We start from the raw sequence: 17037 nt of genomic DNA, 5'->3' as shown, positions 1-17037 counted from the left end.
ACCGCTACCCCGCGACCCGCGGGATCTCGCGCGTCTGCGTCGAGATCCAGTGCAGCGGCACCTGAATCGACACTCGGGTGCCGCCGCCCGATTCGGGCCCCCAGGTGATGCTGCCCCCGAGCTCGCCCTCGATGAGGGTGCGCACGATCTGGGTGCCGAGCCCATCGCCGACGGTTCCGCCCGGAAGGCCGGTGCCCGTGTCGACCACCTCGACCGAGAGCTGCTCGTCGGTGCGACGCGCAGTGACGAACACCTCTCCCTCGCGACCGGCGAGCCCGTGCTCCACCGCGTTCGTCACGATCTCGGTGAGTGCGAGGGCGAGCGGGGTCGCGTACTCCGACGGCAGCTCGCCGAACTCGCCCTCCTTGTGCGGGTGGACGGTGGTGTTGTGCAGGCTTGCGACCTCGGCGGCCAGCCCGATCACCCGATCGAAGACCTTGTCGAAGTCCACGATCTGCGAGAGCCCCGTCGACAGCGTGTCGTGCACCACGGCGATCGCGGCGACACGGCGCATCGCCTGACCCAGCACCTGCTTCGCCTCCTCGCTGCGCGCACGACGCGCCTGCACGCGGAGCAGAGACGCGACCGTCTGCAGGTTGTTCTTCACGCGGTGATGGATCTCCCGGATCGTCGCGTCCTTCGTGATGAGCTCCTGCGCCTGCTGGCGCAGCTCGGTGACGTCGCGGGTCAGCACGATGCCGCCGACGCGGGCGCCGTCGCGGAACACCGGAATCGATCGCAGCGTGATCGTGTGTCCGTTGGTGTCGATCTCGGTGCGCTTGGCGATCTTGCCCTGCGCGATCAGCGGCAGCGATTCATTGGTGTCGAACTGCCCCTTCACGATGTCGGCGACGACCTCGCTGAAGTTCTCGCCCTCGATCTCGTCTCGGAACCCGAGTGCCGAGAATGTCGTCTGCGTATTCGGGCTCGCGAACGTCGCGACTCCGTCGAGGTTGATGCGCACGAGCCCGTCGGCCGCGCGCGGGGCTCCCTGCTCGCCCCCGCGCGAGCTCCCGGGAACCGGGAACATGCCCTTCTGGATCATGCCGAGGAGGTCGGCCGCGACCTCCCGGAACGCTGCACCGATCCGCGACGCGGGTTGCGTGTCCGCGACACTGGTGTGCACCGTGATCACCGCGAACGGCCCCCGCACCTCGCCGTCCGCGTCGGTCCGGCTCACCGAGAACGCGGCGAGTCGCATCGGGTTCTCCTCGTACCATGCCGGCGACGTGGAGACCGTGGGATTCGTGCTCGACATCGCTTCGTCGACGAGCTCGCGCCAGTCCGCGCGCAGCAGGTCGCCGATCACGTCGCGGTAGAAGAGCGTCACCGAGCCCGCGGGCCGGCTGTGCGCGATGGCGAGGTAGTTCTCGTCGCTCGTCGGCACCCACAGCACGACGTCGCCCAGAGCCAGGTCTGCGAGTAATCGCAGATCGAGCGTGAGCAGCTCGAGCCATTCGATCTCCTCTTCGTCGAGGGACGAGTACTTCGTTGCAAGACTGCGCAGTGTGGCCACGCCCCCCAGACTAGAGCACGCCGTCCGAGAGCGGCCTCATGGGAGCGCACTCTGCGGCAGCCGACTTCTGCCGTGGGCGAACCGGGATCTTGACAGCCCACAGTGCGGAGTGCATAGGGTGATCTCCACACCATCTCGAATCCGGCAGTGCAGTAGGGGTGAGTCGCACAGGGAGCGGCGCGCGGATCCGTTCGAAAGGACCGTCATGCCTGCCTCTGCACCCTCGCCCGAGCATCGCCGGGCCATTCGAGCCGCATCCCAGAGTTCTCGCGCTGGGGCGCAGCGGCACCACCTGCGGGCCGTGCCGAAGGCGGACGAGCGCGCCGGCGTTCCCCCCTCCGCACGTCCCCGATCCTCCGCGTTGCTTCGTGATCGCGGTGCGATACTCGACGCTCCGGCCGTCGCTCCGCCCCCGGACGCGTTCGTGCAACGTCTCGCCGTGTACGCATTCGAGGTGCTCGAGGGGGTGCGTTCCGTCGCGCAGTTCGGGGGCTGGATCACGCCCGAAGTCGCGGCGGCGTTCAGAGCACGGCGGGCACTCCGCGCCGAGCGCGAATCGCTGATGCGGGATCGTCGGAGGCGTACCGCGACACCGGGCCGCGCGCACCTCACCTCCCCGCTTCCCCACATCATCGAGGCGACGGTCGTGCTCCACACCGACGTGAAGTCCCACGTCGTAGCGATTCGCCTCGAGCACCTCCGGGATCGCTGGCGGGCCACCGACATCACCGTGCTCTGAGCGCCGCGTCTACCGGTCGTTCAGACGCGAGAGCTTCTCGATTTCGTACATGACGTCGACGGGAACGCCGGCGCCCCGCAGCACGTCGCGCGTCGAACGCGGAGTGCGGAGCCACCCCGCCGACCAGCCTTGACGCAGGCAGTCGCGCAGCTGCGCCCGGTCCCGCGAGGCCCGGAACGTGCGGAACCAGCGCCGCGCGGTCGCTGCGGAGTACAGCAGCTTCTCCCAGCCGAAGAGCGCGGAGCTTCGGCGGAACACCCAGAGCTTGTTGCGCACCTCGTAGAAGAAGCGCTGACCCGGATCCTGGTCGCTTGAACCGCGCTTCTCCGTACGATGCGTCACAACCGATGCGGGCACGTACAGGCCGCGCGCGCCGCGCAGCAGGCGCGCCGAGTACTCGAAGTCGTCGTTCCACAGGAAGTAGTCGGCGATCGGCAGACCCTGCTCGCGGACGCGAGCCGCTCGCAGGAAAGCGGAGACGAACGAGATCGAGCGGATCTCCATGGCGCCGACCGAGGCGGCGCGCTCCCGCTCCGCCCGAGAAGCGCGGATCTTCGCCTTCGGCGTGTTCATCGGGTGGTCCTCCCCGTCCGTCCACACCACACGTGAGCCCATGACCGCAAGATCGTCCGGCCCCGTCGCGCGGTACCGTTCGTGCGTCGCCAGGGCGCCGGCGAGCGCATCCGGGCCGGGCACGGTGTCGTCGTCCATGACCCATACCCAGTCGGTGTCGTCCTCGACGACTGCAGCGGCGATCCCGGTCGCGAACCCGCCGGCGCCCCCGGTGTTCTCGATGAGCTCGATGTGCCGGGCCCGCTCACCCCAGGCTTCGAGCATCTCGGCCGCGACCTCGACGGACCCGTCGTCCGAGGCGTTGTCGACCACCACGAGGCGATCGACGGGTCGGCTCTGCGCCGCGAGGGCTGCCAGGGATTCCCTGAGCAGCTCTCGTCGGTTGTAGGCCACCAGCACGGCGGTCACACGCATGTGATCCGTCTCCTTCACGTTTCGAGCAAACCCGGCAAGTCTAGCCCGCGTCCTCCTCGGTCGGCGATGCAGCGGCGATCCCGTCGGCGATGAGTTGCTGAATGGCGGCCCAATCCGGGTTCTCGGGGTCCACTGCGGGCGGAACGAGTTCGACGTTCACCGGTTCGTATCCTCGCGCGTCCGCGGCGAGATCGACGAACCGGCCGAGCATCGAATCCGGGATGTCGGTGTCGACGAGTTGCGATCCCGCCGAGAGCACCTCCTGGAATCTCGCGAGCACGTTCTGCGGGTTCATCTGCGCGAGGATCGCCGATTGGAGTTCGCGCTGGCGCTGCATCCGGGCGTAGTCCCCGTCGGCGGAGCCGTAGCGCGAACGGGCGTACCAGAGGGCGGTGAATCCGTCCATCTCCTGCTCGCCGGGCTCGATCCACCCCTCGACGCCCACGAGCTCACCGGTCATCTCGTCGATCTGACCACCGATGGGCAGCCGTTCCTGCACGTTGATCGTGATGCCTCCGAGGGCGTCGATGAGGCTCTCGAACGCGTCCATGTTGACGAGCACGTAGAACTGCACCTCGAGCCCGGTCGCGCCCGACACGGCATCCTTGGTCGCCTCGATGCCCGGCGAGGAGCCCTGCGACACGGCATCGGCGTACATGCCCTCGTACGACGGCGATCCCGAATCCTCGAGTTCGGTGACCAGGGAGTTCAGATTGCCGGTGGTGAAGCAGTAGTAACCGCCTCCGTCGACGATCTCGTAGTTGTTGACCTCGTCGCAGTACCCTTCGGGGTACACGGGGGCGAGGGGCGAGCCCTCGGGGAACGGGGTGTCCTTGAGTTCCCGGGGCAGCCCGACGATCATCGACTGCCCGGTTTCGGCGTCGACGCTGATGAGCGAGATGCTGTCGGGCCGCAGTCCCTCCCGGTCCGATCCTGCGTCGGTTCCGAGCAGCAGGATGTTGTACCGGCCGTCCACCGGCGCGACCGCGGGGGCGCTGCGGAAGAGGTCGCTGATGAGCCCGCGCCCCGCTCCGACCGCGTTGCCGGCCCAGGCCGCACCGGCGGCGGGAACGATGGTGAGCAGCACCGAGAGCATCGCGACCGGCACGCGCCACCCGCGCTGCACTCGGATGAGCTTGGTGAGCCGCAGCGTGTCGATGCCCAGCACGACCCAGATCACGGCGTAGATGAAGAGGAGCCACTGCACGATGAGCAGCACGAGATTGTTCGTGAAGAAGGTGAGGGTCGCGGTGCGCGCGAGCAGAAAGCTCACTCCCGCGATGACGACGCCGACGACGAGGATCGCGGTCGCGATCAGACCGAATCGCCCGAGGCGCCGGTTGCCCGCGACCACCTGCGCCGTGCCGGGGAGCAGGAACCCGAGGATCACGAGCCACCGCGCCCGCTTGCTCATGAGCGGTTCGGACGCCAGATCCGGGTTTCGCAGGGGCCGCTCGAGGTCCAGCGTCATGCGCGGTATCCGGCCGGATTCAGCGACTGCCACTTCCAGGAGTCGCGGCAGGCATCGGCGAGCGTGCGGGTGGTGCGCCACTCGAGCTCGGCGTTCGCGAGCGACGGATCCGCGGTCGTCTCGGCGACATCACCGGCTCGCGGCGCCTCGATGACGTACGGGATCGGCCGACCAGCCGCTTCTTCGAATGCGCGCACGACCTCGAGCACGCTGGACCCGACGCCGGATCCGAGGTTGTACGCGGAGACACCCGGCGCATTGTGCTCGAGCGCCGCGACGTGGCCCTCGGCGAGATCCATGACGTGGATGTAGTCGCGCACTCCGGTGCCGTCGGGTGTGGGGTAGGCGTCTCCGAAGACGCTCAGCCGCTCGCGCTTGCCGACCGCCACCTGCGCGATGAACGGCATGAGATTGTTCGGGATCCCGCTCGGGTCTTCGCCGATACGGCCCGAGGGGTGCGCCCCCACCGGGTTGAAGTAGCGAAGCAGCACCGCACCCAGTTCGGGCCAGGCCCGCTGCGCGTCTCGCACGATCTGCTCGTTCATGAACTTCGACCAGCCGTAGGGGTTCGTCACTCCGACTCCCACCTGATGCGCCTCGTCGATGGGCGCGTACTGCGGGTCTCCGTACACGGTGGCCGACGAGCTGAAGATGAAGTTCGTGACTCCGCGCTCGCGCATGAGGTCGAGCAGGACGATCGTGGAGTCGAGATTGACCCGGTAGTAGCGCGTCGGCTGCTGCACGGATTCGCCCACCGCCTTCAGACCGGCGAGGTGGATCGCCGCGTCGAACTCGACGTTCGCGAGCGCGGTGCGAGCGCCGTCGCGGTCGGCGAGATCGGCCTCGACGAGCTGCACCGCTGCGCCGCTCAGCTCCTCGACCCGGCGCACCGCCTCGCGACTGCTGTTCGAGAAGTCGTCGAGCACGATCACCTCATGGCCGCGCTCGATCAGAACGAGAGCGGTATGCGAGCCGATGTAGCCGGCGCCGCCTGTCAACAAAACACGCATGCGGACAGGGTACTTCGCGGATCGTGGGGGAACGCTCAAGCCGCACCGCAATGAGTCGGTTTGCGTGCGAGCGATCTCCTCGTGCAGTGCCCCAGGAGACGTCCTGCGACTCGGACGAACCCGGAGGTCGGCTCGCATCGCACCGGGCCGCACCGAAACTCGGATCGCGCCCCGAATTGTTGCGATTGCGTCTCACTCCAGGGCTTTCCGACGTGGCGCACAGCCGCTCTCAGCTTCGCATTCCATACAATGTGGAGTGCGGGCTCGCACCGCACGCACGCGTTCGGAGATTCGAGGGGAGATCGATTGGCGACGCTCACCCTCATCGCAGACCCGTTCCCGGATTGGGAGTCCGCAGCGCATGCATCCGCAGCCCGCGATCTCGCTCAGGCCGTCGCGGAAACGGCCCCGCGCAGCTGCAGCGCCCGGTATCTGATGGCGCGCGGGGGCGAGACTCCCGAGTTCGCGTCGCCGCGCCTCTCCACCGATGTGCTCCCCCTTCGCGCGAGCGTGCTCCCGCTCGTCTGGCAGAACGGGGCCACCGCTCGTCCGCTCGACGGGGAGTTCGTGCACGCCCTGACGCCGATGATGCCGCTCCGCGCGCGCGGCGACGACGACGGCTCGCAGACCTCGGTGACGATCCCGCACAGCATTGCGTGGGATGCACCGGCGCTCATCGGCAATTCGCAGGCGCGCCTCTTCCGCGCCTTCGTGCGCCGCGCCGTCAAGCACGCCGACATCATCCTGACCCCGACGCATGCCACTGCACGCGTGCTGCAGCAGCAGTACGGCGGCGATCTGCCCGTGCAGGTGTTCCCACTCGCGACGCCGACCGCGTTCGCCGCCCCTGCCGACTCCGCCGAGCGTCGAGCCGCTTGGGGGCTCCCCGACCGCTACGCCGCGACCACGGCGCGGCTCGGAGAGCACGGTCGTCTCGAGTGGATCTTCGAGGCGATGCGCACCGACGCCGACCTTCCGCCACTCGTCGTGCTCGAAGGGGTGGACCCGCAGGGGCCGATGAATCGTGACAAGGATCGCGATCCGGCCCTCGAGGTTCCCGAGGACCTGCAGGGCCGCGTGCACACGGTGCGCATCGCAGACCTCTCCGATATCGGAGCCGTACTTGCCGCCGCAGTCGTGCTTCTGCAGCCGCAGGCGTTCGCGGGAACGGGGTACACCGTGCTCGCCGCGCTCGACGCCGCCGTACCGGTCGTGCACGCCGGGCACCCCGCCACGGAGGAGCTGGTACTCGACGCCGGCGTCTCGGCCGACACCGCCGCAGGCTTCGCGCAGAAGTACAGCGACCTGGTCGGCCGGTCGGGCGCACTGCCCACGATGACGGTGCTCGCCTGCGACCGCAGCCGCGGTTTCAGCTGGCGCGCGTCGGCCTGGCACCTGTGGGAGACGCACGCGAACCTGTAGGACGCCGGTCTCGTGACCAGCGAGGCTATTCGGCGGCGACGCGCACCTTCAGGGCGTCGTTCTTCTCCCCGACCGCGGCGGTGAGCGCTTCGGCGTAGTCGGCGAGTCGCTGCGCGACGGAGGCGTCGCTCGAGCCGAGAATGCGCGCCGCGAGGATCCCCGCGTTCTTCGCACCGCCGATCGACACCGTCGCCACGGGAATCCCTCCGGGCATCTGCACGATCGAGAGCAGCGAGTCGAGGCCGTCGAGCTTCGCGAGCGGCACGGGCACGCCGATCACCGGGAGCGTCGTCATCGAGGCGACCATTCCGGGCAGGTGCGCCGCACCGCCGGCCCCCGCGATGATGACGCGGATGCCCCGGCCCGCTGCCTCGCGCGCGTACCTCACCATCTTCTCGGGCGTACGGTGCGCGCTGACGACCTCGACCTCGTGCGCGATGTCGAACTCGCGCAGCATCTGCACGGCGTCGGCCATCACCGAGTAGTCGGAATCGGAGCCCATGATGACGCCGACGAGGGGCGCGGAGGTTTCAGCCATGCGTCTTATCGTATCGGCGCCGGATCACGCGAAGCGCTGGGCGGCTGCGACCGCCTCGGCGCGCACCTCATCGAGGCGCTCGCCCGTGACCGTGACGTGCCCGACTTTGCGCCCGGGGCGGGGCTGCTTGTCGTAGCTGTGGAACTTCGCCCGCGGGTGAGCGGCGAGGGCCTCGGCGTAGCGCACCGGCATCGGACCCTCCGCCGGCCCGCCCAGTACGTTCACCATGACCGCCGCGGGCGCGGTCATGGAGGTGTCGCCGAGGGGCAGATCGGCGACCGCGCGCAGATGCTGCTCGAACTGACTGGTCACGGATCCCTCGATCGAGAAGTGCCCCGAATTGTGCGGACGCATGGCCAGCTCATTCACGAGCACGCGACCGTCGCGCGTCTCGAACATCTCGACGGCGAGCACTCCGGTGACGGCGACGCCCTCGGCGACGGCCGCGCCGATGCGGGCGGCCTCCTCGAGCACGGCCGGTCGATCGGTCGGAGCCGGAGCGAGCACCTCGGCGCAGACGCCGTCGCGCTGAATCGTCTCCACCACCGGCCATGTGCGGGTCTCACCGCTCGGTCGGCGTGCGACCAGCTGCGAGAGTTCGCGCACGAAATCGACGAGCTCCTCCGCGAGCAGGAAGCCGCCGTTCCCATCCTCTGCGAGCGCGGTGAACCAGTCGCGCACCTCGGCGGCATCGGAGACGACGCGGACGCCCTTGCCGTCGTACCCGCCGCGCGCAGTCTTCACGACGGCTCGGCCGCCGTGCGCATCGAGGAATGCCTGGAGGTCGGCCTCATCGGCGACGGCCGCCCAATCGGGGATGGGGACGCCGAGCTCGACGAGCTTCTCGCGCATGACGATCTTGTCCTGCGCGTACTGCAGCGCGTCAGGTCGCGGGTGAACAGCGACTCCGCGCGCTTCGAGCTCGTGCAGGATGGTCTGCGGCACGTGCTCGTGATCGAAGGTGACGACATCCACGGTGTCGGCGAACGCGTACACCGTCTCCGCGTCCCGGTAATCGCCGACGGTGTCGGCCGCGCGCTCAGCGCTCGACCCCTCGTTCTCGGCGAGCACACTGATGCGCAGCCCCAGATGAATGGCGGGGGGAACCATCATGCGGGCGAGCTGCCCGCCGCCGATCACACCGATCTTGATGCTGCCGTTCTGGGTCACGTCTCGCCTCTCGGGTTCGCCTCGGCCGCGCGTTGCCGCATCGGCCATCCTCCATTCTGCCGCATTGCGGCACACTAGTACCCATGCACGATGCCAGCGAGACCGCGCCGAACGCTGCGAACCACGACGGGATCTCCGACATCATCGCCGAGTTCTCCGAAGTGTTCGCCTTCGCCCGCACGCGGTGGGCGCGCTACGCGGAAGAGGTGGACCCCGATCTCAAAGGGGTCGGGATCATGGTGCTGCAGTTGATCCTGCGCAAAGGACCGATCAGTGCGACGGGAATCAGCCAGTTGCTCGACATGGACAAGGCGATGGTGAGCCGCCAGATCGCGAAACTGCGCGAGCTCGAACTGGTCGATACGCGCGCCGCGGCAGAGGATCGCCGAGTCCTGCTCCTCACTCCGAGCGCGAAGGCCGAGGATCTGCTCGGCGCCATCCGCCGGAAATGGGCGCACGCCTACCATGAGCGATTCGCCGATTGGAGCTCCGACGAACTCGAGCAGCTGCGCGCGTCACTGCACCGCTTCAACGCGTCAGCAGCGGAGTAGCGGCGGAGTGGCTGCGGATCATCCGCCGTTCGCCCATCGTTCACGCAGCCGTTACCGCACGGGCGACCGTAACCAAGTTGTGACTTATACAGTGGCTTCATGACGACCTCATCGCCGCTCCACGTGCAGTTGTACGAGGAGATGATCCACCGCATCCGAACAGGCGTGTGGCAGCCGGGCGACAAGGTTCCCAGTGAGAAGTCGCTCATCGCGGAGTTCGGCACCTCCCGGGGCCCCGTGCGCCAGGCGCTCGCCGCGCTGCGGGCTGAGGGAATGATCGTGGGAGGCCGGGGCACCCCGCCCCGGGTGCAGCACACCGCTCCCCCGCAATCATTCGACACCTTCATCTCGTTCAGCGAGTGGGCGCGCGAACTCGGGCTGACTCCCGGTCAGCGCGTGATCGAGGCGAGCCGCCGCTCGGCGACCGAGGAATGCGCGCGCGAACTCCAGATCGCGCCCGACTCGCCGGTGATCGAGATCATCCGAGTGCGCTACCTCGACGAGAAGCCCGCGATGCTCGAGCGCTCGCTCTTCCCCTACGAGATCGGGAAGCACCTGCTCGGCACCGACTTCCACCACGGCAGTGTGACGCAGGCGCTCGCGAACGTCGGCATCGTGCCCATGCGCGCCCGCCACGTCATCGACGCGATCGCCGCGCACCCGCTCGAGGTCGAGCAGCTGCACATCGCCCCGGGGAGCCCGCTGCTGCGGGTGCGTCGGCTGGCCTACAACGAATTCGGCACCGTCATCGAGAGCGCCGACGACAGGTATCTCCCCACCATGGCGACGTTCGTGGTCGAGAACAGCGCGAAGCACCGCAACCATCTCTCCCGGCACACGGCACCCCCTGCGTCGGCACTGCACTCCGTGTACGAGGGCGCGAGCAGCTGAAGGATCGCTGTCCAGTACCGGGACGCGAGCCCCGGTCGGGCTGACGCTAGGCGGCGGAGGTCTGCAGCGCGGGAATCTCCGACATCGATGCCGTCACCATGATCGGAAGGTGATCGGAGGTGCCCCGTTCGAGCGTGCGAACGCTGTCGATGTCGAGGCCCATCGAGGTCGCGAAGTCGAAGTGACCGCGGAACATCTTGTAGCGCGTGTACGTGCGCTTATCGCTGAGACTCAGCTCGTACCCGGTATCGCGCATCTCCGTATCGAGGCGCCCCTTGAAGACGGGGTAGTTGTAGTCGCCGACCATGAGAGCGGGGAGGCCCGGCCCGAGGTGGCGCAATTCGGCGAGTGCGGCGTGGATCTGGTGTCGGCGCAGCGAGTTGAGCGCGGTCAGCGGAGCCGCATGGAACGAGGCGACGACGAGGTCGCGCTGCAGCTCCGAATCGTGCAGACGCACACCGAGCAGACGCTCGTGCGCGGGAGCGAGCAGGCGGTCGTGCAGGGACTTCTTCAACTGGAACGTGTGCGCCGAGCGGGTGTGGAAGCGCTCGTCTCGCACGTACATGGCGAGGCCGAGGCGATTGCGCTCGGTCGCGTGCACGAGTGAGAGGTGCCCCAGGCGCGCGGGCAGCGCGACGGCCTCAGCTTCTTGCAGACAGAGCACATCGACGCCGTGATCATCGGCGAGCGCATCGAGCTCGCTGACGGCGCGGTTCTTCCGCAAGTTGTAGCTGATGACCTTCATATCGCGTTCCTCCATGGGGTCGTGCCGGGCGGGTCGGCCCAACAGAAGACACCCTACGCCCGGGCGGCTGTGGAGTCAGCGTGTCACGGCTGGCAAATCACCCAGCTTCACGACGCCGGTCACAACCGGATCAGACGCACTTCGAGGGTTCCGATGATCATCTGCTCGGTCGCCGACGCGGATCGCCCCGACTCGAGCTGCGTCACCGCTCCGTCGGTGCTGACGAGCGAAACGCCGTTGGTCGACTGCAGATCCTCGATCGTCCACTCATCACCGTCTCGGCGCAGGCGCGCATGAGATTTCGACGTGGTCCGCGTCGGGTCGCTGATCTGCAGCACTGACGATCCCTCGCGCGATTCGGGCTTGCGGCCGATCACGATGTCGTCGCCTTCGAGTTCGAGCGTCTCCCCGCCCGGGAGCTCGAGGCCCCAGCGGGCGCGCTGCGAGACGACGACGGTGTGATCCTCGTCGAGTCCGGAGGGCGCGACCGGAGGCGTCACGGGCGGTGCAGCAGGCGGTGCGGCGACGGGAGGCGCCGCGACCGGAGGTGCGGCAGTGGGCGGCGCCACCACGGGCTCAGCCGCGGGCTCCGGTGCTGCGGGCTGCGGTGCTGCGGGCTGCGGTGCTGCGGTCTGCGGCGCCGCGGGCGGTGCGGCGGGAGTGCGGCGATCGAATATCGACGGCTCCGGATCCGCCACCGCCTGCGCTCCGGGGTGAGCCGCCTGCGGCGGCTCCGGAGCGGGGACCGGCGCGGACTCCTGCTGCGCCCCCTGCGAGAGCGCCGCCTCGGAGGGCTCGGGAAGGACGAGGGGGCCCGACTCGTGCTCCACCTTCGTATCCTCTACCGCCGGCCACGAGAAGGGTCGGGGCGGTGCGACCCCGCCGAGCGGCGCGGGCGGGCGCGGCGCGACTCCTTCGGCGGCGAGACGCTCGTAGTCTCCCTCGGTGGTATTGCTGAAGCCCCAGTTGTTCGGCGCCGGAGCCTGCGCACCGGGCGCCTGCCCGCCGGGAGCGGGTGGCTGCTGCCACGGGTCTGCGGGAGCTTCGGCCTGCGCCGGCGATGGGGCGGCGACGGGCGCGTGATGCCCGCCGGGCTGCGGCTGCGGCGCCGCCTGCGGAACCGGCTGCGGAACCGGCTGCGGGGCGGCCCACGGGTCATGGGGTGCGGCCTGCTGCTGGGGGACGGGCGGCAGCCCCTGCCAATCCGGGTCGTGCTGGTCGACGGGCTGGGGCGCAAACCCAGCCGCTCCGTACGCGGGAGCGGGCGCGTACCCGTGCGCACTGCCGTCGAACCCTCCGCCGATCTGCGAGTACTCCCCCGTCGAGTATCCCGGGTTGCCGAACTCGCGGTCCCGCAGCTGACCGGCGAAGAGCGTCGCCCAGAGCGGTGCGATGAACGCGCCGAGAACGGTGAAGCCGGCGCCCTTGCCGAACTCGGTGTTGATGCGATGGATCGCGATGATCGAGATCACGAGCGTCACGATGCTCAGACCCGGCACGATCATGAACAGTGCGAGCCAACCCGGGAGCCCGCCGCGCTGAATGAGCTGCCACTGGTTCCAGAGTGGAATCCATCCCCACCCCGACGGCAGGCCCAGGTACGGGAAGAGCCTCGAGAGCGACCAGAGGTACCAGACGTACACGGCGAGGCCGACGAGCGACCAGACACCGAAGACGAGGAAGAACCCAGCACCCAGCTGCGTCGAAGTCTCGTAGTCCATGAATCACTCTTTTCCGTCGGGCGGCGGTGCGGGGAAACGGCGTGCAGCGCGGGCACGCCTCTGACAGGGTACCGTTCTCGCCCGCATTCGAGAATCCGGCGGATCGCGCCTAATCCGCATCCGAATCCTGCGTCGAAGGCGCGTACGCGAGCTGCACCACCTGGTGCCCCCGGGCGCGGGAGATGACCTGGGCGCGACCGGGCGCGCTCGGAATCGCCTTGACCTTGCCGATCAGTTGCCCCTCCTCGGGGTTCCCGCTCAGCAGGATTCCGGTCACGCCGAGATCGGTCATGCCCTGGAGGATCGGATCGTACGCCGCCCGCGACGCCCCGCCCGAGCGACGTGTGACGATGACGTGGAGCCCGAGGTCGCCGGCTTGAGCCAGGAGCTGCGCGAGCGGCGCGGCAGGGTTTCCCTGCTGGGTCGCCACGAGATCGTAGTCGTCGATCAGGACGAACCCCTCCGCCCCCGTCCACCAGCTCCGGGAGCGCAGCTGATCCGCCGTGACATCCGGGCCCGGAAGGCGTCCGCGGAAGAACTCGACGAGCTGAGCGATCGCACCGGCGGTCTGCTCCGCGGTGGTCAGATAGGCGCCGAGATACGCGTCGGGAATCTCGCCCAGATGCGCCCGACGGTAGTCGATCATGAAGATGCGGGCCTGACCGGGCTCGTATCGTCGCGCGATCTCGTGCACGACGCCGCGCAGCATCGACGACTTGCCCGACCCGGAATCTCCGTACAAGAAGAGGTGCTGCTCCCGTTCGGGATCGATGCCGACCGGAGCGAGCTCCGCCTCGTCGAGGCCGAGCAGCAGCTGCTGGGAGTTCGCCGCGGGGTGCTGACGCAGTTCGTCGAGCGGGAGCCGTTCGGGCAGCAGGCGCAGCTTCGGCCCGTGCTCGCGCTGCCACGCGCTGCCGACCTTCGCGACGAGATCGTCGACGCCGTCGACCAGGGTGTCCGCGGTGGTGTCTCCATCGATGCGCGGCAGCGCCGTGAGCATCTGCAGGCCTGCAGGATCGAGGCCGCGCCCGGGAATGGCCGACACGTTGGCCGCTGCACGACGATTGATCTCGGAGTCCGAGGCATCGCCGAGACGCAGCTCGATGCGCCCGCCCATGAGGTCTTTGACATTGGGACGGATGTCGAGCCAGCGGCTCGCGGTCAGCACGACGTGCACGCCGAAGCTGAGGCCGCGGGCCGCCAACTGCTGCACGGGCGCTTCCAGGCTCTCGTAATCGCTGCGGAGCGTCGCCCACCCGTCGATGACGAGGAAGATGTCGCCGTACCCGTCGTCGACGAGGTTCTGCTCGCGACGAGCACGATACGTGTCGATCGAGTCGATGCCCTGGGCGCGGAAGTACGCCTCTCGCGCGTTGAGCAGCGACGTGACCTCGGCGACCGTGCGGCGGATCACTTCGGGCTCGCCGCGCGTCGCGAGCCCGGCGATGTGCGGCAGCTCCCGCAGTCCGGTGAAACTGCCGCCGAAGTCGATGACGAACACCTGCACCTCTTGCGGAGTATGCGTGAGCGCCAGGGCGGCGACGAGCGCGCGGGCCGCCGTGCTCTTGCCCGAGAGCGGCGCGCCGACGATCGCCACATGCCCGGCGGCCCCAGACAGATCGAGCGTCAGCAGGTCGCGTCGCTGGTAGAGCGGCACGTCGACGATGCCGACGGGCACCGTGAGGCGCCGATGCTCGCGCCAGCGCGGCGCGTGCAGCCCGAGCTCGTAACTGACGACGAGTTTTCCGAGCAGCTGATCGAGCGTCGCGGGCTCCTCGAGCGGCGGCAGCCAGACCTGGTGAGCCGCAGGGCCGATGCCCGACATGCGCGCCACCGCGAGTTCGAAGGTGCTGCGCGTCTCCTCGGGTTCGGCTGCCGCGAGCTCTGCCGCCCGTCGCTCCGCTGCCTCGGCGGCACGAGCCGCCTCGTCCACGGGGTCCGTCAGCTGCTGGGCAGCCGCAGTGAACGGGGTGATGCGCGCCGCGCCGGGAGCGCCGGCCGCATCGTCGCCCGTCGCGATCGCTCGACGGGCGGGGGGGCGGCCCCGAGACGTAGGCGGCGCGGAACTGCGTCAGATTGTCGTCGCTGCCGACCTTCAGCAGGCCGCCGCCGGGCTCCTGCGGCAGGTGGTATGCGTCGGGCACGCCGATGACGGTGCGCGACTCCGCGGCCGAGAAGGTGCGCAGACCGATGCGGTACGAGAGATGAGTGTCGAGCCCTTTCAACCGCGACTCCTCGAGCCGCTGGGAGGCGAGCAGCAGGTGCACGTGCAGTGAGCGCCCCAGCCGGCCGATCGCGACGAAGGACTCGATGAACTCCGGTTTCGCGCTCAGCAGCTCGGAGAACTCGTCGGCGACGATGAGCAGCGCAGGCAGCGGCGGCAGGTCGCTGCGGCCGTTCTTCCGCGCCTTCTCGTATTCGCCGACGTTCACGAAGTTGCCCGCCGATTGCAGGAGCTCCTGACGGCGGGTCATCTCGCCCTGCAGGGCGTCCTGCATGCGGTCGACGAGGCTGATCTCCTCACCGAGGTTGGTGATGATGGCCGACACGTGCGGCATGTCTGCCATGCCCGCGAACGTGGCGCCGCCCTTGAAGTCCACCAGCACGAAGTTCAGCTGCTCGGGCGAGTGCGTGAGCGCGAGGGAGAGCACGAGCGTGCGCAGCACCTCGGACTTGCCCGATCCCGTCGCGCCGATGATGAGTCCGTGGGGGCCCATGCCCTGCGATGCCGACTCCTTGAGATCGAGGATCAGCGGGGCGCCGTTCGTGTCCTGGCCGATCGGCACCCTCAAGCGGTCGCGCTCCGGCAAGTAGCGCCACTGCTGCTCCAGGTCGAGATCGCGCACATCGGGGAGGTCGAGCAGCTCGAGCAGCTCCTGCTGCCGCTTGCTCGCGCGGGAGACCGCGCCTCCCCCACCGCCCTCTCGATGCAGCGGCGCGAGCCGCCGCGCGACGGCCTCGGCCTCCACGAGACTCATGTCGTCCGGTGTGATGGTCTGCGCCCGAGTGCGCCCCTCGGCGACCTCGGCGGTGCCCGCGCCCACGTAGATGCGGGCGGTACTGGCGTCGTCGTTGTCGTCCCAGGTACTGGGGAGATCGAGTACCGTCACGCCCTGCAGCCCGCCGGCGAAGACCGAGTCGCTCGGCGGCACACTCGCTCCATCGACCACGACGAGCAGATGCGGGCTCTGAGCTGCTGCCCCGCCCGCCGAGAAGCGGGGGCGCTCGCGCAGATCCGCCGGCAGCATGCGCATGAGCGTGTCGAGATCCGAGCCGATCATTCGCGCCGGGCCGAGCGAGTCTCGAAGCCGGGTCGACTGCACGTGAGGAAGCCACTTCGCCCATTCCCACTGGGGAAGCGACTCGGGTGCTGCAGCGATGACGATCTGCAGCTCCTCGGGGCTGTGCAGCGCGGCGAGATGGGAGATCATGCCGCGCGCGAGACCGCGGATGCGCTCGACGTCGTCGCCGACGAGTTGCACGCTGCGGTAGTGCGACACCCGCATGTAGGTGGGGAGATCCGGCTGGACCTCATGGGTTGCGAGGAACCGGTGAGCGGCCGTCGTCGCGACCGGATCGAGATCCGCGATCGGCGGCAGCTCGGGCGCGACGAGGGTCAACGCGAGCGGCTGCTCGCAGGTCCCCACCCGCACGGTGAGGAAGTCGTCGTCGGAGGCGGCGCGCTCCCACACCCGCGTCCCGTCCTCGACGAGATAGCTCAGCGTCTCGGGGGCCGGGTAGCGCCAGTTCCGCTCTCGTCGCTGCGCCTTCGCGGCAGTGCGAACGGTATCGCGCAGGTCGGTCAGGTAGGCGAGGTACTCGCGACGGGAGCTCAGGATCGACGCCTGACGCGTCGCGCGCTGGCGCCAGCCGTTCACGAAGACGAAGCCCAGCGCGGAGATGAGGAACATGCCGCCCGTGATCCACCCCGTCGGGCCGGCATTGCTCACCGAGACCATGATGATCGCGCCCACGCTGCCGAGCATCGGAAGCGCCGACGTCAGGAGGCTGCTGCCGCCCTCCGACGGCTCGATCTCGGGCGGCGGCTGCAGGTTCACACTGCCGGACGGCACGCGCGGCGGCGCGAGTCGACTGCTCATCGATGTGCTCCTTCGAGCCGGCGCCTCGCTCGGCCGTTGCCTGCTGCCACCGATTCAGACTACCAATGACCGGGATGCAGGTGGAGTCCGTTCTGCGGCTGCTCTCCGGACTCCCGATGCGACCTCTCAGACGATAAGCTCTCCGCAGGAATGCGCTTCCGCTGCAGCGGCCGGAA

The 17037-nt window shown here is 69.0% G+C and carries 13 protein-coding genes and 1 pseudogene; 4 read left to right on the top strand and 10 right to left on the bottom strand.

Features of this window, described 5'->3' with window-relative positions:
• Positions 1-4: 4 nt before the first annotated feature.
• The gene (locus PQI23_RS00775; protein ID WP_339970700.1) at positions 5-1516 is read right to left on the bottom strand and encodes a sensor histidine kinase; all 1512 of its coding nucleotides are present in this window, start codon (positions 1514-1516) and stop codon (positions 5-7) included.
• A gap of 205 nt (positions 1517-1721) precedes the next feature.
• Between PQI23_RS00775 and PQI23_RS00770 the strand changes: the two genes are divergently transcribed.
• Positions 1722-2255 carry an Rv3235 family protein gene (locus PQI23_RS00770; RefSeq protein WP_339970699.1) on the top strand — a complete coding sequence of 178 codons (534 nt, stop codon included), beginning with the start codon at positions 1722-1724 and terminating at the stop codon, positions 2253-2255.
• A gap of 9 nt (positions 2256-2264) precedes the next feature.
• On the opposite strand, the gene PQI23_RS00765 is transcribed toward PQI23_RS00770, so the two are convergent.
• Genes PQI23_RS00765 through galE form a run of 3 tightly spaced genes read right to left on the bottom strand, consistent with a single transcriptional unit; the run spans position 2265 to position 5723 of the window.
• Positions 2265-3242, bottom strand: a complete 978-nt coding sequence (locus PQI23_RS00765) for a glycosyltransferase (RefSeq protein ID WP_339970698.1) — start codon at positions 3240-3242, stop codon at positions 2265-2267.
• 40 nt (positions 3243-3282) lie between these two features.
• A complete protein-coding gene (locus tag PQI23_RS00760; protein WP_339970697.1) occupies positions 3283-4713 on the bottom strand; it encodes an LCP family protein in 1431 nt (476 codons plus the stop codon).
• Entirely contained in the window at positions 4710-5723 is a 1014-nt protein-coding gene (galE, locus tag PQI23_RS00755) for a UDP-glucose 4-epimerase GalE (RefSeq protein ID WP_339970696.1), read from the bottom strand. Before galE ends, PQI23_RS00760 begins: the two co-directional genes overlap by 4 nt.
• A 306-nt stretch (positions 5724-6029) precedes the next feature.
• Between galE and PQI23_RS00750 the strand changes: the two genes are divergently transcribed.
• Complete coding sequence (locus tag PQI23_RS00750; protein WP_339970695.1) at positions 6030-7145, top strand: mannosyltransferase; 1116 nt, start codon at positions 6030-6032, stop codon at positions 7143-7145.
• A gap of 25 nt (positions 7146-7170) precedes the next feature.
• Here the strand turns inward: PQI23_RS00750 and purE are convergent, their stop codons facing one another.
• Both purE and PQI23_RS00740 read right to left on the bottom strand, forming a co-directional pair.
• Complete coding sequence (gene purE / locus PQI23_RS00745) at positions 7171-7683, bottom strand: 5-(carboxyamino)imidazole ribonucleotide mutase (protein WP_339970694.1); 513 nt, start codon at positions 7681-7683, stop codon at positions 7171-7173.
• Between the two features lie 24 nt (positions 7684-7707).
• Positions 7708-8853 (bottom strand): 5-(carboxyamino)imidazole ribonucleotide synthase, encoded by a 1146-nt coding sequence (locus PQI23_RS00740; protein WP_339970693.1) that lies wholly within the window; start codon positions 8851-8853, stop codon positions 7708-7710.
• Positions 8854-8936: 83 nt separating this feature from the next.
• On the opposite strand from PQI23_RS00740, the gene PQI23_RS00735 reads away from it, so the two are divergent.
• Both PQI23_RS00735 and PQI23_RS00730 read left to right on the top strand, forming a co-directional pair.
• Positions 8937-9404, top strand: coding sequence for a MarR family winged helix-turn-helix transcriptional regulator (locus PQI23_RS00735; RefSeq protein WP_339970692.1), 468 nt, complete (start codon positions 8937-8939; stop codon positions 9402-9404).
• A 99-nt stretch (positions 9405-9503) separates the two neighbouring features.
• Complete coding sequence (locus tag PQI23_RS00730) at positions 9504-10295, top strand: GntR family transcriptional regulator (protein ID WP_339970691.1); 792 nt, start codon at positions 9504-9506, stop codon at positions 10293-10295.
• A gap of 46 nt (positions 10296-10341) precedes the next feature.
• Here the strand turns inward: PQI23_RS00730 and PQI23_RS00725 are convergent, their stop codons facing one another.
• The 4 genes and pseudogenes from PQI23_RS00725 to eccCa all read right to left on the bottom strand — a co-directional run.
• Complete coding sequence (locus PQI23_RS00725) at positions 10342-11040, bottom strand: endonuclease/exonuclease/phosphatase family protein (RefSeq protein WP_339970690.1); 699 nt, start codon at positions 11038-11040, stop codon at positions 10342-10344.
• A gap of 119 nt (positions 11041-11159) precedes the next feature.
• Positions 11160-12761 carry a DUF5684 domain-containing protein gene (locus tag PQI23_RS00720; RefSeq protein WP_339970689.1) on the bottom strand — a complete coding sequence of 534 codons (1602 nt, stop codon included), beginning with the start codon at positions 12759-12761 and terminating at the stop codon, positions 11160-11162.
• A 109-nt stretch (positions 12762-12870) separates the two neighbouring features.
• Positions 12871-14694, bottom strand: a complete 1824-nt coding sequence (eccCb, locus tag PQI23_RS00715; protein ID WP_339970688.1) for a type VII secretion protein EccCb — start codon at positions 14692-14694, stop codon at positions 12871-12873.
• Between the two features lie 166 nt (positions 14695-14860).
• Positions 14861-16861: pseudogene (eccCa, locus tag PQI23_RS00710) on the bottom strand (type VII secretion protein EccCa); the annotation flags it as partial.
• Positions 16862-17037 lie beyond the last annotated feature (176 nt).

Origin of the sequence: Leucobacter sp. USCH14 (assembly GCF_037619215.1) — a bacterium.
Classification (GTDB): domain Bacteria; phylum Actinomycetota; class Actinomycetes; order Actinomycetales; family Microbacteriaceae; genus Leucobacter.
The sequence above is the reverse complement of the archived record's forward strand: the minus strand, read 5'-3'. Positions and strand labels throughout refer to the sequence as shown.